Here is a 26,249-nt window from a genome sequence, read left to right on the forward strand (position 1 = left end):
CCATCCATAACAGGCCGCGGCGCGACACGAAAGTTTGTTGGCTGTTGTCTGGACGCAGTCGGCCAAATGCTGTTCAAAGCGGTCCGTCATGACCGCCATTTCCGAGACCGAAGCTTCAGCCGACCCAGCCGGGGATTCGCGGCGTGTGGCGCTGATCGTCGCCATCGCCTTTTTCATGCAACTGCTGGATTCGACGATCATCTCGACCTCGCTGCCGCAGATGGGCGCCTCCTTCGGCGTGCCGGCGGTGGCGATGAGCATCGGCATCACCGTCTACATGCTGACCATGGCGGTGTTCGTACCGCTGTCGGGCTGGCTCGCCGACCGTTTTGGCGCACGCAACATCTTCCTCGCGGCAATCGCGCTGTTCACTCTGGCTTCGCTCGTCTGCGGCTTCTCGCGGAATCTGACGGAATTCGTCATTGCCCGTGCCGTGCAGGGCCTGGGCAGCGCGCTGATGACACCGGTCGGCCGCATCCTGGTGCTGCGCAACGCGTCGAAATCCGAATTGCTCAACGCCACGGCGCTGATCTCCTGGCCGGCGCTGTTCGCGCCTGTCGTCGGGCCGGTGCTTGGCGGCTTCATCACCACCTATCTGTCCTGGCACTGGAATTTCTTCATCAACATCCCGCTCGGCATGATCGGGCTGGCGCTGGTCGCCCGTTTCATCCCGGGCGACCGTGAAGCCGATGCCAAGCCACTCGACTGGCCGGGTTTTTTCCTGACCTCGCTGGGGCTCGCCTGCCTGCTCTATGGCCTCGAGCGCATCGCGCATCCGGAAGATGGCGCCTGGCCGACGGTGGGGCTGATCGTTGCCGGCATCGTCGTCGGCTGGGTAGCGGTGCGGCATCTCCGCCGCGCGCCGCATCCGCTGCTCGACCTCTCCTCGTTCAAGGTGCAGACCTTCGCCATCTCGACGCTTGCCGCCGGCACCATCTTCCGGGTGGCGATCAACGCCACGCCGTTCCTTTTGCCGCTGCTGTTCCAGGTCGGCTTCGGGCTATCGCCGGTCGATGCCGGCATGATGATCCTGGCCTATTTCCTCGGCAATCTCGGCATGAAGACGGTGACGACGCCGACGCTGCGCCGCTTCGGCTTTCGCTCGGTGATGGTCGTCAACGGCATCATCGCGTCCGCATCGATCATGGCGTGCGCGGCGATCTCGCCGCAGACGCCTCAGGCCCTGGTGGTGGCGCTGATGCTGATCGCCGGCCTGACGCGCTCGATGCAGTTCACCGCGCTCAACACGCTGGCCTTCGCCGATATCGCGGCGGGGCAGCGCAGCTCCGCGGCGACATTGTCGTCGATGCTGCAGCAGGTGGCGATGCTGTTCGGCGTTGCCGTGGCGGCGGCGATCCTCAACCTGTCGCAGATCGCCAGGGACCGGCCGGCGCTCGATCTCGTCGATTTTCGAGCAGCCTTCCTGGTGATCGGCGTCATCGCACTGGTTTCGTCGTTCCGTTTCCTGGTGTTGCCGAAGACCGCCGGCGCCGAGGTCTCGGGCCATATTGCCGGAAACTGAAATCGAATTTTCCCGCCGATCGCTGGGTTAGATTCCGTCTTCGCCTTTGGGCTTGGTGCGGTATCTTCGCAGGCACGGGCGATGATGCAAACAATTGCCAAAAGCGCAGGAGTTTCCGGGCATTGCGCCAGATTCGGCAATCAATGCGTCCACTTTGCGAATCTCATCGCCAGCCCACCTTTTGAACGCAGATTCATTTGACGAAGCGGCGCTGAGCCGATTAGCTTTCTCCCCCAGGGATGGCGGCGCTGCCACCGGGGTGAAAGCAGACAATGAACATGGGCGGCTGGCTGAACTTCAGGAGCCTGAATCAGGAAGGCATTGTCTTTGCCATAGCGGTGGTGCTGTTCGTTGCCGCGGCTATAGGCCTGCCTGGCTTCATCGATCCCAACAATCTCGTCGCCATCGTCCGCTCGGTCTCGGTGCTGGGTATTCTGGCGCTGGGCATGGCGGTCGTCATCATCGGCCGCGGCATTGACCTGTCGGCGGTGGCGATCATGGCGATGTCGGTCGCCTGGTATCTGCAACTGCTCAATACCGGAACGCCGGATGGACTGGCCTTCACCTATGTGCTGGCCGGCGTGCTCGCCATCGGCCTGCTCAACGGCTTTCTCGTCGCCTACGCCGATGTGCCGGCGATCTTCGTCACGCTGGCAACCGGCTCCTTCGTCTTCGGCTATGTCCGTTCGCAATTGATCACCCAGGACGCGGTGCCGGTGCCGCAGGGCCATTGGGTGGAACTGCTCGGCGGCCTGCGCTTCCTCGACGTCCCGATCGAGGTGTTCGTCTTCGCGGGTCTCGCCTTCCTGTTCTTCCTGTTCCTGCGCTACACCAAATGGGGTCGCTATATCTATTTCGCCGGCGACAATCCGGTCGCGGCGCGCAATATCGGCATTCCGGTACGGCCGATGCTGGTGCTGCGCTATGTGCTGTCCGCTTTCGTGGCGCTGATCGCCGGCCTTTTGACCGCGGCCAGCCTGCATTCGATCAACACGCGTGTCGTCAATTCGACGCTGCTCTACGACATCGTGCTGGTGGCGGTGATCGGCGGCATCGGGCTGTCGGGCGGGCGAGGCGGGGTGCGCAACGTGCTGGTCGGGGCAGCACTCATCGGCATCCTGCTCAACGCCATGACCATCATCGATATTCCGCTGCTCTACCAAAACCTGATCAAGGCGGCGATCCTGCTTGGCGCCATCATCGTCGACGGCATCATCAATCCACGTGACGAACAGACAGCGCAGCAGGGCGACATTTAGAGCAGATGGGCTAGCCCATCTTGCTCGGGGTACCCGGCGCGATCGGGGCGATCGGCCGGCAATGAAAACCGAACCAGAGGATGACACATGAAACTGATCAGAACACTCATGGCGGCGGCCACGGCCCTCGCCGTCACCGCCTTCGTGGCGCCGACCTTCGCCGCCGACGATCCAGGCCCCGCTGCCTATGCGCAAGCGCTGAAAGGCAAGCGCGTCATGCTGGTGCCGCTGGCGATGGGCTTCGACCTGGCGCAGGGCTGGGCGCATTATCTGAAGAAGGAAGTCGAGGCCTGGGGCGGCACGTTCGAGACGCGTGATCCGAACTGGGTGGTCGATGCCGGAGCGCAGGCGATCACCGATGCGATCTCGTCGGACACGAGGCCCGATGTGCTGATCATCCATGCGCCGGACCTCAACTCCTATTCCAAGCTGATGAAGAAGGCGCAGGCCGCCGGCACCTATGTGATCCTCGTCGACAATCCGGCGAATTTCCCCGCCGACGCCTTTGTCGGCAGCGACTGGGACCGGCTCGGCCAACTCGAAGCCGAAGCCGCGATCAAGGGCTGCGGCGAAAACTCGTCCAAGAAGATCGGGCTGGTGCAGGGCGACCAGGCCAACTCTTCCAGCCTCTACCAGTATGCCGGCATCATGAAGGTGCTGGACAAGCATCCCGATTTCAAGGTCGTGGCCAAGCCCGACTCCAACTGGGATGCCACGACCTCGCGCAACGTGACGACGACCATGCTGCAGCAGAACCCGGACATCTGCTCGATCATCGACTTCTGGGATGGTGACGCGACCGGCGCATCCGCCGCGATCCGCGACGCCAAGCTCGACGGCAAGGTGTTTTTGGTCACCACCGGCGGCGGCGAAAAGGCGGCCGATTGCGACAAGCTGCAGGACGGTACTTACGGTGCTGTCGTCATGACGGAACTTGCCCGGCAGTCGGGCGACATGAACGCTATCATCAAATTCCTGCTGCAGAGCGGCCAGCCGGCCGGCACTTCGCACACCTACATCTATACGCTGGAGAAGGCGACGACGAAGGCCGATCTCAAGCCGGACAGCTGCTGGGACCTGAAGGCGCTGCAGGCCGAAGCGGCGGCGAAGTAAGCCGATTGCCTTCAGCTGATATCAGCGAGGTGGCCGGACAATCCGGCCACCTCTTCTCTTTCCTTGTTCTCTCGTGCCCGCAGTGACCTGATGACCTTTCGCGAACGCCTGCAGTCCTGGCGCTACAATCTCGTGCCCGACCATCTGGTCGGCGAGATCCTGACCAAGCGCTGGACCGACAACGCCATTCCGTTCCTGGCGCTGGTGGCGACGCTCGGCGTGTTCGGCGCGATCATTCCAGGCTTCTTCAAGCTCTCCTCGCTGCAGGAATCGACCCGGCAACTCGGCGAATTCTCGATGGTGGTCACTGGCATGACCGTGGTGATGCTTGGCGGCGGCATCGATCTCTCGGTCGGCTCGATCTTCGCGCTGTCCTGCTTTTCCGCGGTCTATGTCTTCTTCATCCTCGAACAATCGATCTGGCTGGCGCTGGCCGCCTCGCTCGCCACCGGTCTAGTCTTCGGCGCGATCAACGGCTATCTCGTCGGGTACCTGCGGCTGCGTGCCTTCCTCACCACGCTCGTCACCTTCATCTTCGGTCGGGCGCTGTTCGACATCCTCGTCACCACTTACGCAGCCGATGTGCAGCTTTCGACCGCTACGTCCGACGTGCTCGATTTCATCGGCGACAGCACTTTCTGGGGCCTGTCCGTTTCGGTGTGGCTGGCGATCATCCTTGCCATCGCCACCCATGTCGCGCTGACACGCTCACGTCCCGGCTGGCATGTGCTGGCGGTGGGTGGCTCCCGGCGCTCGGCGCACAATGCCGGCATCCGGGTGCGCCGTACCGTGTTCATGACCTATGTCTTTTCCGGGTTCTGCGCCTCGATCGGCGGCTTTCTCATCGCTTGCCGCCTGAGCGGGGCAGGGCCGGGCACAGGCCTCAACCTCGAGATCATGGCGCTGACGGCGGCGGTGGTCGGCGGCGTCAGCCTCGGCGGCGGGCGCGGCTCGGTGATCAAGGGCCTGATGGGCGCCATCATCGTGCTCACCATGACCAACGGGCTGATCCGGCTTGGCTACGGCACCGGCACCAACCAGATGGTATTGGGCATCATGCTGGCGGTGGCGGTGACTATCGACATCCGCTGGCTGAAGAACCGCCACAAGGTGCTCAACGAGGTCTATGTCGCGCCGGTCTATCTCAAGATGGGCAAAACACAGTCCTCGGTGCCGGGCTCCGGCACGCCTTACGCCCTCGACAACCGACTATCGGCTGCCGACCATATCGGGCTCGGTGAGCTGGAAGGGCCAGAAGACGTCATCCTCGACCGCGATGACAATCTCTATTGCGGCACGCGCCATGGCGAAATCGTCCGCTTCTTCGCGCCGGACTATGTCAGGTCGGAAGTGTTCGCCCATATTGGCGGGTTTCCGCTGGGGCTGGCTTTCGACAAGTCGGGCAATTTGATCAGCTGCGTCGGAGCCATGGGACTGTATTCGGTTTCGCCGCAGCGCGAAGTGAAACGGTTGTCGGCGGAGACGTCGCGCTCCTGGACGTCGATCGTCGACGATGCGCGGCTGCGCGATCCCAATGATTGCGACATCGCGCCGGACGGCCGCATCTATTTTACGGACTCGACCAAGCGGTATGATGCCCATGATTGGGCGCTGGATTCGATCGAAAACCGCGCCACCGGCCGGCTGCTGGTCTACGATCCGAAGGACGGTTCCACGAAGACGCTGCTCGACGGCTACCGCTACACCAATGGTGTCTGCATGGCGCATGACGGCAAGTCGCTGTTCTTCGCCGAAAGCTGGGCCTGCCGGGTGCACCGCTATTGGCTGGAAGGGCCGAAGGCTGGCACCGCCGAATGCGTCATCCGCGACATGCCGGGTTATCCCGACAACATCAACCGGGCGTCGGACGGCAATTACTGGATGGCGTGGCTGGGCATGCGCACGCCGAGCTTCGACCTCTCGCTGCGCCATCCCGACATGCGCAAGCGCATGACGCGCCGGCTGCCGCAGGACGAATGGCTGTTTCCCAACATCAACACCGGCGGCGTGGTGAAATTCAACGAAAAGGGCGGCATCGTCGAGGCGATGGGCGACTTGACAGGCGGTGCGCACCCGATGGTCACCTCGATGCGCGAGCACAAGGGATATCTCTTCGTCGGCGGCATCCTCAACAATCGCATCGGCTGCTACAAAATTGCCGGCGCCGACCCGAGCTGGACCAGCCCCGCCTCCTACTGGGGAGCGAAGCCATGATCCTCGGTCCGATCCTGGATATGTTTCGTGGCAAGGCGGTGACTATCCCGCCGCTCGACGGCGCCTTCCGTCCCAACACGCGGCTCGATGATGCGCCGGCGTTCGCCGAGCTGACCGAGCCGGACAATCTGCTGGTTGCCGATGGCCGGCTGCTGGCCTCAAGCGGCAACGCCGTCCACGCGATTGTCGTTGGTGTAGCACCTGTCGCAGTCGAGACCTTTCCGTCTCCAGTCGCGGCGCTGGCGCTGTCGCCTTCAGGCGAACTGACGGTGGGGCTGGAGAGCGGCAAGCTGTTGATCGCGGGCAGGGAGGTGTCCTTGCCGGCAGGGATTGGCTGCATCACCGCGCTTGCCTATGCAGGAGATGGTACGCTGTGGCTGGCCAATGGTTCGGCCGAATTCGCGCCGTCGCAATGGGCCGCCGACCTGATGAAGAAGGGCGCGTCCGGTTCGCTTTGGGCGCGGGCGGCGGGTGGTGAGTTCCGCAAAGTGGCCGGCGACATCGCTTTTCCCTATGGACTTCACATCCTCGGCAGCGATGTGCTGGTCAGCGAAAGCTGGCGCCACCAGCTTGTCCGTTTCGATGGCGCGACCGGCAACCGCTCGACGGTGCTGACGCATCTGCCCGGCTATCCCGCGCGGCTGTCGTCTGCTGGCGATGGCGGGGCGTGGCTGACGCTGTTCGCCCCACGCAACCGGCTGATCGAATTCGTGCTGCAGGAGACGCATTACCGTCAGGACATGATCGACCAGGTGCCGCCGGCCTACTGGATTGCCCCGGCGCTGGCATCCAGCCGCAGTTTCCTCGAGCCGCTGCAATGCGGCGGCATCCGCACGATGGGCATTCACAAGCCGTGGTCGCCCAGCCGCTCCTACGGGCTGGTGGTCCGGCTCGACCGGGAGATGCAACCACAATTCAGCCTGCACAGCCGCGCCAACGGCACGCGCCACGGCATCTGCAGCGTGGTGGAGAAAGGCGGCGAGCTGTTCATTGCTTCCAGGGGTGGCGATTGCGTGCTGGCCGTCGACCTTGCCTCGGGAGGTTTCTGATGGAACCGATCGTTCGCCTCGAAAACGTCACCAAGAATTACCGCGGCGTGCCCGCGGTGAAGAACGTCAGCTTCGAGCTACGCAAGGGCGAAATCCATGCGCTGCTCGGCGAGAATGGTGCCGGCAAGTCGACACTGACCAAGATCATCGCCGGTGTGGTCGATGCCACGTCGGGCAAGATGTTCCACAAGGGGCGGGAGATCGCCTACGCCTCGCCGCATGCGGCGCTCGAGGCCGGCATCGCCATGGTGTTCCAGGAGACCAGCCTGGTGCCGTCGATGACGGTGGCGCAAAACCTCTATCTCGGTACTGAAAAATTCCTCAACCGGCTGCGTGGCACGTATATTTCAGCACAGCAGTTCCTGCAGTCGCTGAATTTTCCGGTCGATCCCAACGCCATGGTGGCGACACTGGGCGCCGCCAAGCGGCAGATGGTCGAGATCGCGCGCGCCGTGCACCACAATGCCGAGATCATCATCTTCGATGAACCGACGGCGACGCTGACGCCGGAGGAGAAGCGGCATTTCTTCGCGCTGATCCGGCGGCTGAAGGCGAACGGTGTATCGATCGTCTTCATCAGCCATGCTCTCGAAGAGGCTCTGATGATCGCCGACCGCATCACGATCCTGCGAGACGGCGAACTGGTTATCACCGACGACACATCAACCTTCGACCGCGACAAGATCGTCGCCGCCATGGTTGGGCGCACGCTGTCGGGACAGATTTACCGCCAGCGCGACGAAGCCAAGCTGCGCAAGGCCGGCAAGAAGGTGCTCTCGGTGCAGGACATCTCGATGAGCAATGTCGTGCGTAACAATTCCTTCTCGATCTTCGAAGGCCAGATCACCGGCGTGTTCGGGCTGATCGGTTCCGGCCGCACCGAGACCTTCAAGATCGTGTCGGGCATCTACAAGCGCGATTTTTTGCGCGGTGGGGCGATCGAGCTGGACGACAGGCCGGTGCGCTACCTCGTACCGAGCGAAGCGGTGGCGGACGGCATCGTCTATGTCACCGAGGACCGCAAGAGCGAAGGTATTTTCGAGACTATGGGCATTGCCGAGAACCTGTTCGGCGGGCTGCTGGCGGCAGGCCGCCAACAGGCGTGGGTGATCAACCAGCAGGAGATGCGTCAGCTTTCGGCGGAATGGACCAAGACGCTGAACATCAAGGCGATCAACGACAATGCGCGCGTGGTCGAGTTGTCCGGCGGCAACCAGCAGAAGGTGGTGATCGGCAAGGGACTGGTACAGAAGCCGCGCATCGTCATATTCGACGAGCCGACGCGCGGCGTCGATGTGGGCGCCATCGCCGAGATCCACCAGATCATCAACAGGCTGGCCGACGAGGGCCTCGCGGTCGTTGTCATCTCGTCCTATTTGCCGGAGATCATGAATCTGTCGGACCGGATTCTCGTGTGTCGGCAGGGCCGCATCGTCGAGGAGTTTTCCCCGGCGGAGGCGACGGAGGAGAAGATCATGTATGCGGCGGTGCATTAGGGTTATGGCCAGTGCGGAATCCGACAATTAGCTGGGATGCTGCTCCATTCGTCATCCTAGGGTCTCCGCGACGGAGCTTCGCTCCTGCTTCGCCCTAGGATGACGAAGTCGTGGGCCAGACTCCAAGGTTCTACTCTACATTGGAAAATGAATCATTCGAAGCAATTAGCCGCATTCGCTCGTTACCCGATTCAATTGCCCAAAGGGAAGGAAACACCATGGCCACCACAAGACTCCTCAGCGATGCCGAGGTGGAGAAGATCCCGGTAGTGAAGGCGGTGTTCGATGACATCAGGGCGACGCGCAAATCGGATTTCGTCAACAATTTCTGGCGGGGGCTCGCCAATGATCCGGCGGTGTTGAAGCGCATCTGGGAGCAGCTGAAGGTGGTGATGGTCGCCGACAGCGCCATCGACCCATTGACCAAGGAAATGATCTATATCGCGGTATCAACGGCCAATGGCTGTTCCTACTGCGTTCATTCGCACACGGCGGCAGCGCGGACCAAGGGCATGACCGATGTACAGCATGGCGAACTGATCTCGATCATCGGGCTCGCTGGCCAGACCAATCATCTGGTCACGGCCATGCAGATCCCTGTCGATCCGCAATTCGAGGTGAAGAGCTAATCTAGGAGCCAGCCGGCCAATCGGCGTGGAAGGAAAATTTGTCCCCAGCCTGTTAAGGAAGTGACATGTAACGGCTCTAAGGAGACCCCACGCGAAGTCGCTCGCCGGTGGTTTTTCCGGCAGCCGGCTTTCGCAGTGGAGCCGGCATGAAAATCGTCCAGATCACCGATACCCATTTCAGCCCGACCAAGCCGCATTTCAACGGCAATTGGGAGCCGCTGGCCGCGTGGATCGCGCAAAGCGGCGCCGATCTCGTCATCCACACCGGCGACCTCAGTGTCGACGGCGCCGACAAGGATGCCGACATCAGCTTCTGCATGGACCTGATGCGGGAGATTTCGCTCCCGATGCTGCTCGTGCCTGGCAATCACGATGTCGGCCATCTGCCCGGCTCGTTGCAGCCGGTCAATGCGGAACGTCTTGAGCGCTGGCGCCGGCTGGTCGGTCCCGATTACTGGATGGAGGACGCTGGAAACTGGCGATTTATCGGCCTCGACAGCCTGCTGATGGGCTTTGATGATGCCGAGGAAGAGGCCCAGTTCGAATGGTTGCGGACTGTGCTGGAAAGCCGCGGCGGCCGTCGCGTCGCGCTTTTCGCCCACAAGCCGTTGTTCATCGATCAGCCGGGTGAGGGCGACACCGGCTACTGGAGCGTCAGGCCGGCGCAGCGCCAGCGTCTTTATGACCTGATCGGTTCCCATGATGTTGCATTGTTCGCCAGCGGTCACCTGCACCGGGCATGGCAAGGCAAATACCAAAACACCGCGCTGATATGGGGGCCATCGGCGGCCTTCGTCGTCGGCGCAATGGAGCGCGACATGCCGGGCGAGCGGCTGCTCGGTGCGGTCGTGCATGATTTCGGCGGCGCAGTCACCAGCGAGATCGTCGCAATCCCAGGCATGAGCTTCCATGTCCTCGACGACGTGGTCGAGGAGGTCTACCCGCACGAGGCGCACAAGGTCCGCAGGAAGGTCGCATCATGAGCGCGCTCTCGCTTCGCGATCTGAACAAGTCCTTTGGCGGCAATGCGGTCCTGAACGGCGTCAGCCTCGACGTCGAAGCGGGCGAGTTCATCGCCCTGGTCGGCCCCTCGGGCTGCGGCAAAAGCACCTTGCTGCGCATTTTGGCGGGGCTTGATCATGCCGACAGCGGCGAGATTTTCGTCGGCGGCAAGGACATGTCGGCGGTCGCCGCGGCCGATCGCAACATCGCCATGGTGTTCCAGTCCTACGCGCTCTATCCGCATCTGACGGCCAGCCAGAACATCGCGGTTCCACTGGCCATGAAGCGGCTGAGCCGGACGCAGCGGCTGCCGTTGGTCGGCTCGGTCCTGCCGGGCCAGAAAGAGATCCGCGCCGGCATTTCGCGCGATGTCCGCGAGATGGCAACCGTGCTGAAGATCGATCATCTGCTCGACCGCAAGCCGGGACAGATGTCGGGCGGGCAGCGGCAGCGCGTGGCCTTGGCACGCGCCATGGTGCGCCACCCCAGCATCTTCCTGATGGATGAGCCGCTTTCGAATCTCGACGCCAATCTGCGCGTCCATGCCCGCGGCGAGATCGTCGAACTGCACCGCCGCGCCGGCGTGCCGACGCTCTACGTGACGCATGACCAGGCCGAAGCGCTTTCGATGGCCGATCGCGTGGCGGTGATGATTGGCGGCAACCTGCTGCAGCTGGCCGCGCCCGAAGCGATCTACAACGATCCCGCCCATATCGAGGTTGCGCGCTTCGTCGGCCAGCCGAGGATCAACATCATACCGGCACGCGCCGAAAATGGCCGTGTCGATTTCATGGGCATCCGGCTGGCCTTGCTGGAGAAGGTGGCGAATGGCGCTGTCAGCCTCGGCATCCGGCCTGAATTCGTCAAACTGTCTCCCAGCGGGCGGAGCGGCCTTGCCGGGCGGATCGAGCGTCTGGAATTCCTCGGGTCGGAGGTCGTTGCCCATTGCCGGCTCGACGCGACCGGCGACATCGTCATCGCCAAGCTGGCACCGCACGAGGCGAAGGACTTGATCGCGGGAATGCCGGTGGGTGTCCTTCTGTCACCCGAGCAGGCGATGGTCTTCGGGCCGGAGGGGCGGCGGCTGCGCACCGCGAGTGCTACGCTCGCACGCCAGGAGCCGGCCTATGTCTAGTATCGCGCTGGCGGGCAATGTCCCGAGCGCCGCGGCCCTCCACAGGCGCAGCGAGGATCGCACCGCCTGGCTGCTGGCGGCTCCGGCGATCGTGCTGTTGCTGCTGTTCGTGCTGCTGCCGGTGGTTGCCGTTATTTTTCTCGGCTTCACCGATTTCGAGCTCGGCTATGGCAAATTTCGCCTGGTCGGCTTCGAGAACTACGCGCATCTCCTGACCGACCGCACCTTCCGCAGATCGTTGTGGAACACGTCAGTCTATACCGCGATCGTGGCACCCGTCTCGATCGTGCTCGGTCTCGGCGTTGCCTTGCTGATCGAAGGCGAACCGCGCGCGCGCGGCTTCTTCCGTACCGTCTATTTCCTGCCCGTGGCTTCGCTGATCGTCGCCATGGCGACTGTCTGGCAGTACCTCTTCCATCCGACGATCGGACCACTCAACGCGCTGCTTGCGCTCGCCGGCATTCCCGGTCCGAACTGGCTCGGCGCCTCGAGCACCGTGCTCTACAGCCTGTCGATCATCGGCGTCTGGCAGTCGGTCGGCTTCAACATGGTGTTGTTCCTGGCGGGCCTGACGGCGATCCCGCGCGAACTCTATGCCGCCGCACATGTCGACGGCGCGAAATCGGCGCTCGACCGGTTCTTCCTGGTCACCTGGCCGATGCTCGGACCGACGACGCTGTTCGTCGTCACCATCAGCATCACCAATGCGGTGAAGGTCTTCGAGACCGTGAAGATGCTGACCGATGGCGGCCCCAACAAGGCCTCCGAAGTGCTGCTGTTCACCATCTACCAGGAAGGTTTCGTCTATCTGCGCGTCGGCTATGCCTCGGCAATGACGGTCGTCTTCCTGGCGATCCTCGTCGTGCTGATGCTTCTCCAATACCGCGTGCTCGACCGGCGGGTGCATTACACATGACCAGCATCCCGGCCGGCCGCATCATCCGTTTTGCCCTGCTTTCGCTCGGCGCGCTGATGATCCTTGCGCCTTACATTTTCATGATCTCGACCGCGGGCAAGACGCAGAGCGACATCTTCACCTCGTCGCTGTCGCTCATCCCCGAGCATTTCTACTTCGCCGAGAATTTCGCCAAGGCGCTGAGCAAGGTGCCGATGGCAACGCTGCTGTGGAACGGCGTTGTCGTCTGCGGCCTGATCTTCTTCTTCCAGGTGCTGGTCGCCATTCCTTGCGCCTACGCCATGGCCAAGCTGAAGTTCCGCGCCGCTCGGCTGATGATGGTGCTGGTCATGCTCGGCCTGCTGGTGCCGATCCATGCCACGGCGCTGCCGCTCTAGGTCGCCTTCGACAGGATGTCGCTGCTCAACAGCTACACCTCGCTGGTGGCGCCGTTCACCATCTCGGTGTTCGCGATCTTCATGTTCCTGCAGTTCTTCCGCGCCATGCCCGACGACCTCATCCACGCGGCGCGGCTCGACGGCATGTCCGAACTCGGCATCGTCGCGCGCGTCATCGTCCCCAACGCCTGGCCGGCCGTCACCGCCTTCGCGATCTTCTCGGTGGTCGCGCACTGGAACGATCTCTACTGGCCGCTGATCGTCGTCAGCAAGCAGGCCTACGCCACGCCGCCGCTCGGCCTGATGTATTTCCGCGCCGCCGAGGCAGGCGACGACTATGGCGCGCTGATGGCCGCCACGCTGATCATCACCCTTCCACTCGTCGTCGCCTTCCTGTTCGCACAGAAGCGCTTCGTCGAAGGCATCACCATGACCGGTCTCAAAGGCTGACCGGGTCGAACCAGGAGCACGAGCATATGAAGCAACTTCCCAGGATTCTCGCAGCGGCGGCGGTTTCGCTGGCGTTCGCCGTTCCGGCCTATGCCGACACGACGCTGACGGTTCATTACCCGATGCCCGGCTTCTTCAAGAACGTGATGGACACGATCTCGAAGAAGTTCATGGAAGAAAATCCTGACATCAAGATACAGTTCGCCAGCCCGTCCGCCACCTATGAGGAAGGCATCCAGACCATCCTTCGCCAGGCCGGCACCGACGAAATGCCCGACATCACCTTCATCGGCCTCAACCGCCTGCGGATGCTCAACGAGCGCGACGTTGCCGTCGATCTTGGCCCGCTGGTCAAGAAGGAAGGCAACATGGCGGAGCTCGGCTTCTCCGACACGATCCTGAAGCTGGCGCAGGTCAACGGCAAGCAGGTCGGGCTCGCCTTCGCCACCTCCAACCCGATCATGTATTACAATGCCGACCTGGTGAAAGCCGCGGGCGGCGATCCGGACAATCCGCCCAAGACCTGGGACGAGGTCATCGCGCTCGGCGGCAAGATCAAGGCGCTCGGCAATGGCGTCGACGGCATCGACTTCCGCTGGCAGGGCGACGACTGGATGTTTTCGGCGCTGCTGTTCGGCGCCGGCGGAAAGATGCTGAACGAGGACGAAAGCAAGGTCGCCTTCAACGGGCCGGAGGGCGAGAAGGCAATGGAAATCCTGCAGCGGATGGTGAAGGAGGGCGGCATGCCGGTCTTCACCAAGCCGGCTGGCGAGCAGGCCTTCGCGGCCGGCAAGGTCGGCTTCGAATTCCAGACCACCGGCGCCCTGGTCAACACCATCAAGAATGTCGGCGACAAGTTCACGCTGCGCACGGCCAAGATCCCGCTGATCGATCCAATCAACGGCCATCTTCCGACCGGCGGCAACGCCGTGGTCATCCTGACCAAGGATGCGGCAAAGCAGGACGCCGCCTGGAAGTTCGCGAAATTCGCCGCTGGTCCCTACGGCGCATCGGTCGTCGTGCCGGGCACGGGCTATGTCCCCAACAATGAGCTCGCGGCGAAATCGCCGGAATATCTCGGCGATTTCTACAAGAAGAACCCGCTCTTCCAGGCCGGGCTCAGCCAGATGCCGCGGATGATTCCGTGGTATGCTTTCCCGGGCACCAACGGTGTGAAGGTGACGCAGACCATCGTCGACAATCTGTCGCGGATCGTCGATCAGTCGGCGACCCCGAAGGAAGCGCTCACTGACGCGGCAAGCGATGTCGAAGGCATGCTGCCGACGCAGTAAGGGCTGTGCAGGGTATCGCCGCGCCAATGGCGCGGCGGTCCCGGGCGATCAAACCGGCCGGTAGACCCGCTCCGCCGTGTTCCAGAAGATATCTGCTTCGGCGGCCGCACCATGCTTTGCCACGGCATCGCGATGCGCCATGATCAACTCGGCGTGGCTGGTCCAGAGTTTCTCGATGGGGAAGTTCGAGCCGAACATCAGGCGATCCGCGCCCAATATCTCGATTGCGTTGTCGACGATATAGGCGATCAGCGCCGGGTCGTTGCGGTGGTCGAAGGTGCCCAGACCGGACAGCTTGGCGTAGAAGTTCGGCGCCGCCGACAGCGTGCGCAGGCCGGCCTTCCAGGCTTCGGTGGTTTCCGCGTCCATGCCGGTCAGCATGCCGGCATGGGTGAGAATGAAATTGGTTTGCGGGTTCTCGCCGACCAGCGTCAGTCCGTCCTTCATCTGGCCAGGAAAGAGCTGCAAGTCGAAGGACAGGCCGTAGTCTTTCAGCCGGGCGACATTGGCGCGTACTTTTGGATCGATGACCTGATCGGCCGAGGCAGCGAAGCGGAAGGCGGGCGTTTCGTGCCAATGCAGTTGCATGCGCACGCCGCGCAGCAGTGAATATTTTTTCAGCCGGTCGATCTGGGGCCTGACATCGTCGACCGTCATGTCGGTGTAGCCGACGATGGCGTGCGGCCAGCCGGTCTCGTCAGCCGTTTTCTGCAGGAAGGCAACTTCCTTTTCGAAATCCTCCTTGGCCCAGTTGGTCTGGACATAGACGGCCTTCTCGACACCCGAACCCTGCTGGTCGGCGAGAAACTCCTCGATCGGGTAGTCGCGGCGGATTGGCTCGTAGGGGCCGAAGATGCGCGGCACCATCGGTCCGACCAGCCAGGGCTGGTCCTGCTGGCGCCAGATGTGGAAATGCGCGTCGATGGCTTTCTGCATCACGATACCCTTTTCCAGATGGTCTCGGCCGCCGGGGCGGGGCGGGCAAGCGACAGAATGAAATCGGTGAGGCTGTTCACCGACGAGCCGTCCACCAGATCGTCGAGCACTGGCAGGATGGCGCGGAGTGCCGCCGTTGCCGGCTGGAAGCGCGGGTCGCCGGCCAGAGGTGTCGCCAGCGACAGCCGGAAGGCGCGGGCGCTCAGCCGGCGGATGGCCGTCTCCAGTTCGGCATGGTCGCCGCGCTCCAGCGCGTCGGACAGGATGACGATGGCCGCACCACGCGCAAAAGAGGAGAAGCGTGGCACCGATAGAAAAGCCAGCAGCGTCGGTCCCATGCGGGTTCCGCCGTCCCAGTCGTCGACCTGGGCGGCCGCGCGCGCCAGCGCCTGCTCGCGATCGCGGATGCGCAACGCCGTGGTGATGCGGGTCAGACGCGTGCCGAAAGTGAAGATTTCCGCCCGATCCGTGCCCTGCACAGCGGCATGCGCGAGCTTGAGGTAGTCAGCCGTGTGGAGCTTCATCGAGCCGGAAACGTCGATCAGGATCAGCAGCTTGCGCGGCAAGGCCTGGCGGCGGCGCAGCAGCGGCGAGGGGACATCGCCATCGGCGCTGACGATTTCCCTGAGCGAGCGGCGCAGGTCGAGCTTGCCGCGCGAATGGGTGCGCACCGTGCGGAAGGAGCGGCGCGCGGGCAAGGCGCTCGACAGTCGGCGGCGAAAGACGGTCAGCCTGTCGCCGCCGCGCTGGAAGTCGCGGCTGCTCAACTGCTCCAGCGCCGACGAAAGCTCACCGCCTTCCTGTCGCTGCTCGGCCTCGATCCGCTCGTCGTCGGCGCCGCCATCATCCTTGATGCGGGTTTCCTCGTCGGCGTCGCCTTCCACCACGGCTGATGTGCCGCCGTAAAAATGGCTCTGGAAATGCGCCTCGAATTCGTCGTGGCGGTCAGGTGGCGGCGCCAGGGTGGCCAGTGCTGCTTCGCGGATATCCGCCATCGAACGTGGTCCAAGCAATGTCACCGCCTGCATGAAGCCGGAGACTTGTTCGGGGGCGATGGCGAAGCCGTAGCGACGCAGCAGCCGGGCGAAGGCGAGGAAGGGTGCGGCGGCGCGGGGCAAGCTTGTTTCCCGCATCATTGCGTGGCGCCCCCCCTCTGTCCTGCCGGACTGTCCGGCAGGACAGAGGGGGGCACTGTCCCGCCAGCGTTGCGGATTGCGCCGGTGGGATCTCACGCCAGCGCCTCCTCGACGATGCTGCCAAGCTCGGGCGCGATGTAGGAGAGGTCTTCCTCGTCCTTGATCAGCACGCCGATGGCGCGGCGGAAGGCTTCCGGCCACGGGCTGCCGCCTTTTTCAAGAATGGTGGCCGCGTTCGCCCATTCGACCGCCTCGGCGATGCCGGGCGGTTTGGCCAGCGGGCGCGCTCGGATGGTCTGCACCGCTGTCGCCACGGCGCGTGCGGTGGCCTGGGCGACATTGCCGGCGCGCAGCATGATGATGGCGGCCTCCCGTTCGGCGTCGGGATAGCCGATCCAGTGATAGACGCAGCGGCGACGCAGCGCCTCGGCAAGTTCGCGGGTGCGGTTCGAGGTCAGGATGACGATTGGCTGTGCCTCGGCGCGGATGGTGCCGCGCTCGGGAATGCTGATCTGGAAGTCGGAGAGGAATTCCAGCAGCAGCGCCTCGAATTCATGGTCCGAGCGGTCGATCTCATCAACCAAAAGCACGCGTTGCCGCGGCGCCTTCAACACCTGCAGCAGCGGCCGGGCAATGAGGAAACGGTCGTCATAGATGTCGATCTCATGCTCGCCGGCATGGCGAATGGCGAGCAGTTGGCGCTGATAATTCCACTCGTAGAGCGCGTGCGCGGCGTCGATCCCTTCGTAGCATTGCAGACGCACCAGATCGCGGCCGAGCAGCTCGGCGATCGCCTTGGCAGCTTCCGTCTTGCCGACGCCCGGCGCGCCTTCGAGCAGCAGCGGCTTGCCGAGCCGGATGGCAAGAAAGATGGCGGTTGAAAGACTGTCGTCGGCCAGATAGCGCGAGGCGGCGAGATGCTGCGCCACCGCCTCCGGCGAGGTCGCGACAGTCTCGGTGTTCACCTCGGACATTTCTGGCACTCAGTTCGCTTGCGCCTTCAGCGCGCGCAGAATGCGCTCGGGCGTGATCGGCAGCGTGTCGATGCGCACGCCGACGGCGTCGAAAACGGCATTGGCGACCGCCGGCATTTGCGGGTTGGCGCACATCTCGCCCGGACCCTTGGCGCCATATGGTCCGTCGGCCGAAGGCCGCTCCAGCACGATGATCTCGGTCTCGGCGAGGTCGCCGGGGCCAGGCATCAGATACTGGTTGAAGTCGGTGCCGCCATGGTCGCGGTTGGGATAATAGGGCTCGGTCGTCTCATAGAGCGCGTGGCTGATGCCCATCCAGGAGCCGCCGACCAGCTGCTGCTCGACCATTTTCGGATTCAGCGCACGGCCGATCTCGAAGACGTTCTTCACTGTCAGCACCGTGACTTCGCCGGTCTCGTCGTCGACCTCGACTTCCGCCACCGTGCAGGCATGCGCGTAGCAGGTCGACGGCTTCATCGCGCCGGTTTCCTTCTCCGGATAGGAGCGCGGGATCAAAAACATGCCGCGGCCGGAGATCGAGCGGCCGCGCTTGAAATGCGCCGACAGCGCGACATCGAAGATCGAGATCGACTTCTGCGGCGCGCCCTTGACCAGTATGTTGCCCTGGCCGTCGGTTTCGAGGTCCGAGGCGTTCACCTCCAGCTCTTCGGCCGCCACTTCCAGCATCACCTGGCGGGCTTCCCTGGCGGCCTGGATGACGGCATTGCCGGCGCGGTGGGTGCCGCGCGAGGCGAAGGTGCCCATGCAATGCGGGCCGGTATCGGTGTCGGCGGTGTCGACAACGACGCGGTCGGTCGGCACGCCGATCGTCTCTGCGCAGATCTGCGCCATGATCTGCTTCATGCCCTGGCCGAGATCGACCGACGACAGCGTCACCATGAAATTGCCGGTCGGGGTCGAATGCACCAGCGCCTGGGTCGGGTCGCCGCCAAGGTTCATGCCGGTGGGATAGTTGATCGCGGCGACGCCGCGTCCGCGCCTGATCGCCATCTCAAGCTCCATTCTTGTAGGAGGACATCGCCATGTATTTCTCCGCGACCGGCCAGTTGGCGACGCGCGCGGCTTCCTGCATGCATTCGATCAGCGCCGCACCCTCCGTCGGCTGGCGATGCGCCTTCATGTCGCCGTCGCGATAGGCGTTGATGAAACGGAATTCGAGCGGGTCCATGCCGATCAGCCGGGCCAGCTTGTCCATCTGCACCTCCAGCGCGAAGTCGCCGATGGTGACGCCGAAGCCGCGCATGGCCGACGATGGCGTGCGGTTGGTGTAGACGCAGTAGGTGTCGATCCAGACATTCGGGACGGTGTAGGGACCGGGATAATGGCCCGCCCCCTTCTGCGCGCCATAGGGCGAGTGGCGGGAGTAGGCGCCGGCATCGGTGTAGCCTGTGACTTTTCTGGCGACGATGCGGCCGTCCTTCATGACGCCGTCCTTGATGACGACTTTTTCGGCCGCGCGGGGCGATGAAATCTGCATCTCCTCCTCGCGGCTGTAGATAAAACAGACCGGTCGCCCGGTTAATTTTGCGCCGAGGATGGCGATCGGCTCGACGATGACATCAACCTTGCCGCCGAAACCGCCGCCGACCGTGCCGCCGACGAAATGCAGCTTGCTGCCCGGCATCTGCAGGATGATCGATGTGTTGTCGAGGGTGAAGAACATCGCCTGCGTGTTGGTGTGGCAGGTGAAGCGGTCATTGCCTTCAGGCGCCACCACGCAGCCGGTGGTCTCGGTCGGCGCGTGCTCGATCGGCGAGGACTGATAGCTTTGCTCCAGCACGTGATCGGCTTGAGCAAAGCCAGCCTCGACATCGCCGAAGCGCACCTTACGGCACGCGCCGCTGTCATAGAGGTAATAGTTCTGGCCGTGATATTCGTTGACGATGGGCGCGCCGGGCTTCAGCGCTTCCTCCATATCGAAGACGGCGGGCAGCACTTCATAGTCGACCTTGACCTTGGCGGCGGCTTCCTGCGCGGCACGCTCGGTTTCGGCCAGCACCGCCACCACGGCCTCGCCCTTCCAGCGCACCTTGCCGTCGGCCAGCACCGTCTCGTCCTCAGGGCCGACCTGGATGAGGATCAGGATGGTGTAGACATTGTGCGGTACATCCTTTGCTGTCAGCACCTTGATAACGCCTGGGTGTTTTTCGGCCTCGGAGGTGTCGATCGAGCGGATGCGGGCATGGTGGTGCGGGCTGCGCACCATCTTGAGGTGCAGCATGCCGGGGAAATTACGGTCGGCGAAATAGGCGGTTCTGCCGGTGACGTGGCCGGGCGAATCCGAGCGTGGCCGGGGCTGGCCGATCTCGTGCAGATCGTCCTTGCGGACATCGGCGAAGTAGCTCTTGCGCAGTTCCATTCTTTGGTCCCTCAGGCCGCGTTCTGCGGATTGGCGCGGGCGGCGGCGAGCACCGCCCGGATGATCGGCTCGTAGCCGGTGCAACGGCAGATGTTCCCAGACAGCGCCTCGACGACGTCCTCGCGGCTGGGATTGGGGGTGTGGTCGAGCAGCACCTTGGCCGCCATGATCATACCCGGCGTGCAGAAGCCGCATTGCGTGGCGAATGTGTCGAGAAAAGCCCGTTGCAGCGGGTGCAGCACGCCGCCTACGGCAAGGCCCGACGTGGTGGTGATCGTTGCGCCGTTGCAGGTCTCGGCCAGCATCAGGCAGGAGAGCCTCAACTCGCCGTCGATGATGACGGAGCAGGCGCCGCACGTGCCCTGATGGCAGCCGCCCTTCGGCGAGGTGTCGCCGATCTTGTCGCGCAAGGCATTGAGCAACGTCGTGCCGCTGTCGATGAATTCGGCCTTTTCAGACCCATTGAGCGTGAATTGAACCGGGACTTTTGCCATTCTTCCTCCTTGCGTGCCTGCCCCGCAGGGCAAGCGCGCGCCCCCCACGTGTGATTAGCTGAGCAACAGCCTGCCGAGGTGGACCGGCAGGACTTCAGCGCGATACCAGGCGCTGGCGATGGGATCGGTGATGGGCGCGGTGCCTTTGGTGGCGGCGGCCAGCGCTGCCGCGATGCCGTGCGGATCGAGCGTCCTGCCGAGCAGCGCCTTTTCCGCTGCCTTGGCACGCATCGGCCGATCGGCCATGCAGCCGAGCGCGATCCGCGCCGAGGACACGGTCCCGTCTCCAGCCTGTTCCAGAACGACGGCGATGCTCAGCACCGCGACTCCCTTGGGCTTGACCCGCGACACTTTGAGGAAGCGGAAGCTGTCGGCCTTGGTGAAACTGACCGACGTGACGATGGCGCGACTATCGTCCCGTCCGGCCAGGAAGGTCTCGATGGGTGTTTCGCCCTCATCGGTGCCGACCGTTGCATCGAGCGCCAGCAGGGCGACGGCGAAATCACCATAGGGCGCCGGCGCGAACAGATTGCCGCCGACGGTCGCCATATTGCGGATCGCCGGACCGCCGACGGCGCGGGCGGCCTTGGCAAGGGTACCGAGTTCCGGATGGCGGGCGATCTCCGCCATGGTTACCGAGGCGCCGATGCGGACCTTACCGCGGCTGACTGCGATGGCCGACAGCGCCGGGTCGGTCGACCTGACAAGGCCGGAGACCGAGACGTCGCCTTCATTGGCCGCGCGGACCACGAGTGTACCCCCGCCGAGATAGCGCGTGCCGGCGGACTTCAGGGCGGCATCCGCGTCCTTCACCGTCGAGAATGTCTGCAGCGCCAGCGCCATGGCCCGCTCCTTCAGCCCTGGCCGGCGAAATGGCTCTTCAATGCATTGAAGCCGCCTTGAAAAACATTGGTTCCCATGCCCTCGGCCAGCTTGTCGGCTTCCTCCGGGGCCGCGTCGAAACTGGCGGTCCATTCGGCATAGGTGCGGTTGCCGTCGGTGACGCGCCTGAGCTGCAGCGTCGCCTTGTGGTTGGTGAGCGGCTGCGGCGTTTCCAGGATGGAATAGCTGACCAGGAAATCGTCATCGGAAAAGTCGAGCAGTTTTTCGCGCAGGCGGGCGCCGCTGGCGAGCTGGAAGTTGCGCACGCAGCCGATCGTGCTGGCATCCTTGCCGTCCTCGATATGGCTCTCGACCATCCGCGGATGCCAGCCCGGCAGGCCGTTGAAGTCGCGTATGCGCGCCCAGACCTTTTCGACCGGCGCGTCGATGACGCTGGAGATGGTGACTTTCGCCATAAAATGTTCCCTTCCGAATGATCGTTGCGGCAAGGGTAGGGCGCCAGAGCGGGCAGCGCTTATCAATGCGTCTTGAGCGTGTATCAACCAGTCTGAAAAACAGATGGCTGCCGGTTCAGGCCGTCGCCCGCGCGGCCTCGCGGTAGAGCGTCGGCGGCACGCCGACATGATCGCGGAAGAAGCGCGAGAAATTGCCTTGCGTGGTGAAGCCGAGATTGCAGGCGACAGAGATCAGCGGCTCCCGCGACCATTGCAACTGTCGCACCGCTTCCTCCATGCGCAGCGTGTTCCAGTAGACGTTGGGCGTCAGATTGGTCTGTTCCTTGAACAAGGCGAAGAAATGCGGCCTGGACAGGCCAACGGCGCGGGCGACGTCATCGAAGGAGATGCGCTCGCAGACATTGGCCTTCATCAGCTGGATCGCCTTGCGGACGCGGAAATCCTGCATCGTGTTTATGCGGCAGCGCGCCTCCTGCGGTGCCGAAGCGTCGGCGGCATCGAGCACCGAGTCGATGAAGCGCTCGATCTCGTAATTGGCGACATCGTCGACGCTTTCATTGTCGGTGAGATGATCGAGCAGGCTGGCGGCGGCCTGGTGCAGCCAAGGTTCGAGCGCGATCGCCGCCTGCGAGAACAGCGGCGCGCCGGACGGCAGGTCGCGGCGCCGGCGCGCCCAGTCCGGGTCGATGTAGAAGGCCAGGAACAGGCCCGGCCTGCCATCCTGGGACAGGACGTGGCTATGCGGCTGGAGCGAGTTGATGCCGGCGGCGGTGCCCGGGCCGAGGCGGACCGTCTCGCGGCCGATTGTCATCTCGCCGGCGGTGCCTTCGAGCCAGATGATCAGATGTGCCTCGACATGGGCATGGGTGACGAAGTCGCTCGCGACATTCAGGACAGAAACATGTCCGAACCGGCCCCAGTAGAGCCTGATCGCTTCCGTCATGGGTATATCCTCCCGCAAGCGACTGGCCTCCCTTCGCCTGCAGGGGGATTGTGCGGCTGAGTGCTGGCTCGCGTCAAGCTACGGTGCCGGGACGTGCGCTCGCAAGGGTTCTTGTCGACGGATTTTCAGACTGAGCGATAGGAGGCGAAAGGAATAGCGCTCCAGCACGGTGTTTCCAGCGGAGTGAGGCGTCGGTATTCCCTGGAACATCCCTCATCCGACCTCGCTTCGCGAGGCCACCTTCCCCCACAAGGGGGGAGGAGGATGCAGCGCTAGTCGCTGCGCCTGAAATTGCGGATGCGGTCGAACAGAACCGCCAGCAGGATGGCGCCGCCGATGAAGGTGCCTTGCCAGAAGGCATTGATGCCAAGCAGGCCAAGGCTGTTGCGGATCACCTCGATGAGGGCAGCACCGACGATGGCGCCAAAGGCGGTGCCGACGCCGCCGGCCAGATTGGCGCCGCCGATGACGGTGGCGGCGATCACTTGCAGTTCCATGCCGTTGCCGAGATTGGTGGTGACGGCGCCGAGCCAGCCGGTCTCGATGATGCCGGCAATACCGGCCGACAGCGCCGAGATCATGTAGACGGCGACCTTGATCTGGCGCACCGGCACGCCGGTCAGCGTCGCGGCGTGCTCGTTGCCGCCAATGGCGAAGATATGGCGGCCGAACTTCGTCCAGCGCAGGATGAAACCGGTGATCAGCGCCAGCAGGATCATGTAGAGCACCGGATTGGCGATGCCGAACACCCAGGCGCCGCCGCCAAGCGCCAGCAGCTTGTCGTGGTCCGGCCCGAACTGGAAGACGACGGTGTTGTTGGAGGCGACCATGGCAAGGCTGCGGGCGATCGACAGCATGCCGAGCGTCACCACGAAGGGCGGAAAGCCCAGGTAGGCGATAAAAATGCCGTTGAAGGCACCAATGACGAGCGCGGTGGCGATCGAGGCCAGAATGCCGATCTCGATCGAATAGCCGGCATGCATGGTGACGGCCAGCACCATCGAGCACAGGCACAGCACCGAGCCGACCGACAGGTCGATGCCGCCGGTGATGATGACGAAGGTCATGCCGAGCGCGACGATGGCGACGAAGGTGATGTTGCGGGTGATGTTGTAGAGGTTCTTCGAGGTGGCGAAGGCGTCGGTGGCGAAGGACAGGAAAATACAGGCCAGGATGACGGCGATCACCACCCAGAAAGTCTGGCTGGAGAACAGGCGCGACAGGAAGCTGTGCTGCTTCTGCGCAATCGTCTGGTCAACGGTGACTGCCATTATAGACCTTTCCTGCGCTGCCGATGCGCGGTGAAATCCGGGTTCGCCATGGTCATGCCACCTGCTCGATGGCGCCGGTGATCAGCCCGGTGACTTCCTCGGGCGAACTCAACGCGATCGCCTTGTCGGCGACCTTCCTGCCGCGCCGCATGACGATGACGCGGTCGGCGACGTCGAAGACGTCGGGCATGCGGTGGCTGATCAGCACCACCGCGATGCCCTGGTCGCGCAGATGACGGATGAGGTTCAAGACTTCGGCGACCTGCCGCACCGAGATTGCCGCCGTCGGCTCGTCCATCAGAACGATCTTGGCCTGTGACAGCATGGTGCGGGCGATCGCCACCGCCTGGCGCTGTCCGCCCGACATCTGCTTGACGAGGTCGCGCGGGCGGGTCTCGGATTTCAACTCGGCGAAGATCTGACCGGCGCGCTTGTACATGGCGGCATAGTCGAGGATGCGGAACGGGCCGACGCCACGGCGCAATTCGCGCCCGAGATAGACATTGGCCGCCGCCGTCAGATTGTTGCAGAGCGCCAGGTCCTGGTGGACGATCTCGATGCCGTGCTGGCGCGCCTCGACAGGCTTGTGCAGGATCAGTTCCTTGTCATCCATCCGCATCGTGCCGTGGCTCGGCCGGAAGTTGCCGGCTATCATCTTGACCAGCGTCGACTTGCCGGCGCCATTGTCGCCCATCAGGCCGACAACCTGGCCCGGTTCGATCGACAGCGACACGTCGTTGACAGCCTGGATGGCGCCAAAATGCTTCGAGATGTTGGTGAGTTCGAGAACCGCCACCAGTCTTTGCCTCCCATGTCTGGCCCCTCCGCCCAAGGACAGGCGACGGCTTCCATTGGCTTTCCCCAGCTCCTCCCGGGGACAGCGATGCGGTCATTTACGCGAATGGCGTCGCGGGCGTCAATTGTCGAACAGGCAATTGTCAGACGAATAGTGCAGTACTGTTTTGAAAAATCCGTTTTGTAGGACAAATAGCAATTGACGTTGGCTGCAAGCCGATATTAGTTGAGCGTCGGAGGAAGACATGCCGGCTTTGACGATGCCATCGACGCGCTACCGGTAGAAGGGCTTTGGCGATCTGCCGGCGTCATCGCTGAGCTGGTCGCATCTGAAAATACTTATCGGCCTAGCCGGATTGAATGAGCGCACGCGTCTCAGTCATCTCGCATCCGGGCTGGTTTGTGTGGCGGGCACGCCGTGTCCGTCTGTTTCCAAGGGAGGACTGACATGAGGAAAACAGTATTGCTCGCCGCCGTCGCCGCCATGGCGTTGGGCGCCGGGCCGGCTTTGGCCAAGAAGCAACTCGTCATCGTGGTGAAAGGTCTCGACAATCCGTTCTTCGAAGCCATCCATCAGGGTTGCGAGAAGTGGAACAAGGAAAACGCCAGCTCGGAATATGCATGCTTCTACACCGGTCCGGCATCGACTTCCGACGAGGCCGGCGAGGCGCAGATCGTGCAGGATATGCTGAGCAAGGCCGACACGGTGGCGATGGCGATCTCGCCGTCCAACGCGCCGCTGATCGCGCAGACGATCAAGAGCGCCAATCCGTCGATCCCGATCATGACCGTCGACGCCGACCTCGCCAAGGAGGACGCGGCACTGCGCAAGACCTATCTCGGCACCGACAACTATCTGATGGGGAAGAAGATCGGCGAGTACATCAAGAAGGCCAAGCCGAATGGTGGCACGATCTGCACCATCGAGGGCAATCCCGCGGCGGACAACATCCTGCGCCGCGCGCAAGGCATGCGCGACGCGCTGACAGGCAAGGAAGGCCTCACGGCACTTGCCGGCGAAGGCGGCTGGACGGAAGTCGCCGGCTGCCCGGTGTTCACCAATGACGACGGCGCCAAGGGCGTTCAGGCGATGACCGACATCCTCGCCGCCAACCCCAAGCTCGATGCGTTCGGCATCATGGGCGGCTGGCCGCTGTTCGGCGCGCCGCAGCCCTATCGCGACCTGGTCGGACCGCTGAAGGACCGGCTGGCAAAGAACGACTTCGTCATCGGCGCCGCCGACACGATCGGCGACGAGGTGGCGATCGCCAGGGATGGCCTTGTCACCGCGCTGGTCGGCCAGCGGCCTTTCGAAATGGGTTACAAGGCGCCATCGGTGATGATCGACCTGATCGAAGGCAAGAAGGTCGACGATCCGGTGTTCACCGGTCTCGACGAATGCACCAAGGACACGGTCGATACCTGCATCCAGAAATAGGCCGAGATTCGGGGCGCTCGCCAACGGGCGCCCCGTTTCCTCCAATTCTTCAACAGGACGCCTTGGTTGGGGCAGCAGGCTCCGGCTTTGACGCGTCCGTGGTTTGGATTTTCGGCAACGGATCGGTGCG

General features: G+C 63.4%; 23 protein-coding genes and 1 pseudogene. 13 read left to right on the forward strand and 11 right to left on the reverse strand.

Features of this window, described 5'->3' with window-relative positions:
• Nucleotides 1–88: 88 nt before the first annotated feature.
• The 12 genes and pseudogenes from M653_RS0100595 (at nucleotide 89) to M653_RS0100650 (ending at nucleotide 14,454) form a co-directional block, all read left to right on the forward strand.
• Nucleotides 89–1,522, forward strand: coding sequence for a DHA2 family efflux MFS transporter permease subunit (locus M653_RS0100595; protein WP_027141526.1), 1,434 nt, complete (start codon nucleotides 89–91; stop codon nucleotides 1,520–1,522).
• Between the two features lie 272 nt (nucleotides 1,523–1,794).
• Entirely contained in the window at nucleotides 1,795–2,781 is a 987-nt protein-coding gene (locus M653_RS0100600; RefSeq protein ID WP_027141527.1) for an ABC transporter permease, read from the forward strand.
• An 87-nt stretch (nucleotides 2,782–2,868) separates the two neighbouring features.
• Nucleotides 2,869–3,894: a sugar ABC transporter substrate-binding protein gene (locus tag M653_RS0100605; RefSeq protein WP_027141528.1), complete on the forward strand. Its 1,026-nt coding sequence runs from the start codon at nucleotides 2,869–2,871 to the stop codon at nucleotides 3,892–3,894.
• A 90-nt stretch (nucleotides 3,895–3,984) separates the two neighbouring features.
• A complete protein-coding gene (locus M653_RS0100610; RefSeq protein ID WP_027141529.1) occupies nucleotides 3,985–6,108 on the forward strand; it encodes an SMP-30/gluconolactonase/LRE family protein in 2,124 nt (707 codons plus the stop codon).
• The gene (locus M653_RS0100615) at nucleotides 6,105–7,157 is read left to right on the forward strand and encodes a hypothetical protein (protein WP_027141530.1); all 1,053 of its coding nucleotides are present in this window, start codon (nucleotides 6,105–6,107) and stop codon (nucleotides 7,155–7,157) included. Before M653_RS0100610 ends, M653_RS0100615 begins: the two co-directional genes overlap by 4 nt.
• Nucleotides 7,157–8,653 (forward strand): sugar ABC transporter ATP-binding protein, encoded by a 1,497-nt coding sequence (locus tag M653_RS0100620; protein WP_027141531.1) that lies wholly within the window; start codon nucleotides 7,157–7,159, stop codon nucleotides 8,651–8,653. Before M653_RS0100615 ends, M653_RS0100620 begins: the two co-directional genes overlap by 1 nt.
• A 218-nt stretch (nucleotides 8,654–8,871) precedes the next feature.
• On the forward strand, nucleotides 8,872–9,282 hold the full coding sequence (locus M653_RS0100625) for a carboxymuconolactone decarboxylase family protein (protein ID WP_027141532.1): 411 nt from the start codon (nucleotides 8,872–8,874) through the stop codon (nucleotides 9,280–9,282).
• A 146-nt stretch (nucleotides 9,283–9,428) separates the two neighbouring features.
• Complete coding sequence (locus tag M653_RS0100630) at nucleotides 9,429–10,265, forward strand: metallophosphoesterase (protein ID WP_027141533.1); 837 nt, start codon at nucleotides 9,429–9,431, stop codon at nucleotides 10,263–10,265.
• Nucleotides 10,262–11,419 carry an ABC transporter ATP-binding protein gene (locus M653_RS0100635; RefSeq protein ID WP_027141534.1) on the forward strand — a complete coding sequence of 386 codons (1,158 nt, stop codon included), beginning with the start codon at nucleotides 10,262–10,264 and terminating at the stop codon, nucleotides 11,417–11,419. The genes M653_RS0100630 and M653_RS0100635 overlap by 4 nt, the downstream gene beginning before the upstream one ends.
• Nucleotides 11,412–12,335, forward strand: coding sequence for a sugar ABC transporter permease (locus tag M653_RS0100640; RefSeq protein ID WP_027141535.1), 924 nt, complete (start codon nucleotides 11,412–11,414; stop codon nucleotides 12,333–12,335). Before M653_RS0100635 ends, M653_RS0100640 begins: the two co-directional genes overlap by 8 nt.
• Nucleotides 12,332–13,162: pseudogene (locus M653_RS1000000134240) on the forward strand (carbohydrate ABC transporter permease). The gene M653_RS0100640 and the pseudogene M653_RS1000000134240 overlap by 4 nt, the downstream one beginning before the upstream one ends.
• Before the next feature lie 26 nt (nucleotides 13,163–13,188).
• Nucleotides 13,189–14,454: an ABC transporter substrate-binding protein gene (locus M653_RS0100650; RefSeq protein ID WP_027141536.1), complete on the forward strand. Its 1,266-nt coding sequence runs from the start codon at nucleotides 13,189–13,191 to the stop codon at nucleotides 14,452–14,454.
• A gap of 48 nt (nucleotides 14,455–14,502) precedes the next feature.
• On the opposite strand, the gene M653_RS0100655 is transcribed toward M653_RS0100650, so the two are convergent.
• From M653_RS0100655 to M653_RS0100705, 11 genes are all read right to left on the reverse strand, one after another.
• Nucleotides 14,503–15,390: an amidohydrolase gene (locus M653_RS0100655; RefSeq protein ID WP_027141537.1), complete on the reverse strand. Its 888-nt coding sequence runs from the start codon at nucleotides 15,388–15,390 to the stop codon at nucleotides 14,503–14,505.
• The gene (locus tag M653_RS0100660; protein WP_027141538.1) at nucleotides 15,390–16,526 is read right to left on the reverse strand and encodes a VWA domain-containing protein; all 1,137 of its coding nucleotides are present in this window, start codon (nucleotides 16,524–16,526) and stop codon (nucleotides 15,390–15,392) included. Before M653_RS0100660 ends, M653_RS0100655 begins: the two co-directional genes overlap by 1 nt.
• A 92-nt stretch (nucleotides 16,527–16,618) precedes the next feature.
• Nucleotides 16,619–17,500, reverse strand: coding sequence for a MoxR family ATPase (locus M653_RS0100665; protein ID WP_027141539.1), 882 nt, complete (start codon nucleotides 17,498–17,500; stop codon nucleotides 16,619–16,621).
• A 9-nt stretch (nucleotides 17,501–17,509) separates the two neighbouring features.
• Entirely contained in the window at nucleotides 17,510–18,511 is a 1,002-nt protein-coding gene (locus tag M653_RS1000000138060; protein WP_027141540.1) for a molybdopterin cofactor-binding domain-containing protein, read from the reverse strand.
• A 1-nt stretch (nucleotide 18,512) separates the two neighbouring features.
• Nucleotides 18,513–19,880 (reverse strand): xanthine dehydrogenase family protein molybdopterin-binding subunit, encoded by a 1,368-nt coding sequence (locus tag M653_RS1000000138065; RefSeq protein ID WP_027141541.1) that lies wholly within the window; start codon nucleotides 19,878–19,880, stop codon nucleotides 18,513–18,515.
• Nucleotides 19,881–19,891: 11 nt separating this feature from the next.
• Nucleotides 19,892–20,374, reverse strand: coding sequence for a (2Fe-2S)-binding protein (locus M653_RS0100680; protein ID WP_027141542.1), 483 nt, complete (start codon nucleotides 20,372–20,374; stop codon nucleotides 19,892–19,894).
• A 54-nt stretch (nucleotides 20,375–20,428) separates the two neighbouring features.
• A complete protein-coding gene (locus M653_RS0100685; RefSeq protein WP_027141543.1) occupies nucleotides 20,429–21,217 on the reverse strand; it encodes an FAD binding domain-containing protein in 789 nt (262 codons plus the stop codon).
• An 11-nt stretch (nucleotides 21,218–21,228) separates the two neighbouring features.
• Entirely contained in the window at nucleotides 21,229–21,672 is a 444-nt protein-coding gene (locus M653_RS0100690) for an SRPBCC family protein (RefSeq protein ID WP_027141544.1), read from the reverse strand.
• Nucleotides 21,673–21,787: 115 nt separating this feature from the next.
• On the reverse strand, nucleotides 21,788–22,615 hold the full coding sequence (locus M653_RS0100695; RefSeq protein ID WP_027141545.1) for an AraC family transcriptional regulator: 828 nt from the start codon (nucleotides 22,613–22,615) through the stop codon (nucleotides 21,788–21,790).
• Between the two features lie 272 nt (nucleotides 22,616–22,887).
• A complete protein-coding gene (locus tag M653_RS0100700; RefSeq protein ID WP_027141546.1) occupies nucleotides 22,888–23,886 on the reverse strand; it encodes an ABC transporter permease in 999 nt (332 codons plus the stop codon).
• A 52-nt stretch (nucleotides 23,887–23,938) separates the two neighbouring features.
• Complete coding sequence (locus M653_RS0100705) at nucleotides 23,939–24,682, reverse strand: ATP-binding cassette domain-containing protein (RefSeq protein ID WP_027141547.1); 744 nt, start codon at nucleotides 24,680–24,682, stop codon at nucleotides 23,939–23,941.
• 447 nt (nucleotides 24,683–25,129) lie between these two features.
• On the opposite strand from M653_RS0100705, the gene M653_RS0100710 reads away from it, so the two are divergent.
• Complete coding sequence (locus tag M653_RS0100710) at nucleotides 25,130–26,119, forward strand: sugar-binding protein (protein ID WP_027141548.1); 990 nt, start codon at nucleotides 25,130–25,132, stop codon at nucleotides 26,117–26,119.
• The last annotated feature ends 130 nt before the right edge of the window (nucleotides 26,120–26,249 follow it).

It is taken from the genome of Mesorhizobium sp. WSM3626 (assembly GCF_000513935.1).
GTDB lineage: Bacteria > Pseudomonadota > Alphaproteobacteria > Rhizobiales > Rhizobiaceae > Mesorhizobium > Mesorhizobium salmacidum.

Coding starts and splice junctions, on each gene's coding strand:
- M653_RS0100595 (WP_027141526.1), top strand. CDS start 89: ATGACCGCCATTTCCGAGACCGAAGCTTCAGCCGACCCAGCCGGGGAT.
- M653_RS0100600 (WP_027141527.1), top strand. CDS start 1,795: ATGAACATGGGCGGCTGGCTGAACTTCAGGAGCCTGAATCAGGAAGGC.
- M653_RS0100605 (WP_027141528.1), top strand. CDS start 2,869: ATGAAACTGATCAGAACACTCATGGCGGCGGCCACGGCCCTCGCCGTC.
- M653_RS0100610 (WP_027141529.1), top strand. CDS start 3,985: ATGACCTTTCGCGAACGCCTGCAGTCCTGGCGCTACAATCTCGTGCCC.
- M653_RS0100615 (WP_027141530.1), top strand. CDS start 6,105: ATGATCCTCGGTCCGATCCTGGATATGTTTCGTGGCAAGGCGGTGACT.
- M653_RS0100620 (WP_027141531.1), top strand. CDS start 7,157: ATGGAACCGATCGTTCGCCTCGAAAACGTCACCAAGAATTACCGCGGC.
- M653_RS0100625 (WP_027141532.1), top strand. CDS start 8,872: ATGGCCACCACAAGACTCCTCAGCGATGCCGAGGTGGAGAAGATCCCG.
- M653_RS0100630 (WP_027141533.1), top strand. CDS start 9,429: ATGAAAATCGTCCAGATCACCGATACCCATTTCAGCCCGACCAAGCCG.
- M653_RS0100635 (WP_027141534.1), top strand. CDS start 10,262: ATGAGCGCGCTCTCGCTTCGCGATCTGAACAAGTCCTTTGGCGGCAAT.
- M653_RS0100640 (WP_027141535.1), top strand. CDS start 11,412: ATGTCTAGTATCGCGCTGGCGGGCAATGTCCCGAGCGCCGCGGCCCTC.
- M653_RS0100650 (WP_027141536.1), top strand. CDS start 13,189: ATGAAGCAACTTCCCAGGATTCTCGCAGCGGCGGCGGTTTCGCTGGCG.
- M653_RS0100655 (WP_027141537.1), bottom strand. CDS start 15,390: ATGCAGAAAGCCATCGACGCGCATTTCCACATCTGGCGCCAGCAGGAC.
- M653_RS0100660 (WP_027141538.1), bottom strand. CDS start 16,526: ATGATGCGGGAAACAAGCTTGCCCCGCGCCGCCGCACCCTTCCTCGCC.
- M653_RS0100665 (WP_027141539.1), bottom strand. CDS start 17,500: ATGTCCGAGGTGAACACCGAGACTGTCGCGACCTCGCCGGAGGCGGTG.
- M653_RS1000000138060 (WP_027141540.1), bottom strand. CDS start 18,511: ATGGCGATCAGGCGCGGACGCGGCGTCGCCGCGATCAACTATCCCACC.
- M653_RS1000000138065 (WP_027141541.1), bottom strand. CDS start 19,880: ATGGAACTGCGCAAGAGCTACTTCGCCGATGTCCGCAAGGACGATCTG.
- M653_RS0100680 (WP_027141542.1), bottom strand. CDS start 20,374: ATGGCAAAAGTCCCGGTTCAATTCACGCTCAATGGGTCTGAAAAGGCC.
- M653_RS0100685 (WP_027141543.1), bottom strand. CDS start 21,217: ATGGCGCTGGCGCTGCAGACATTCTCGACGGTGAAGGACGCGGATGCC.
- M653_RS0100690 (WP_027141544.1), bottom strand. CDS start 21,672: ATGGCGAAAGTCACCATCTCCAGCGTCATCGACGCGCCGGTCGAAAAG.
- M653_RS0100695 (WP_027141545.1), bottom strand. CDS start 22,615: ATGACGGAAGCGATCAGGCTCTACTGGGGCCGGTTCGGACATGTTTCT.
- M653_RS0100700 (WP_027141546.1), bottom strand. CDS start 23,886: ATGGCAGTCACCGTTGACCAGACGATTGCGCAGAAGCAGCACAGCTTC.
- M653_RS0100710 (WP_027141548.1), top strand. CDS start 25,130: ATGAGGAAAACAGTATTGCTCGCCGCCGTCGCCGCCATGGCGTTGGGC.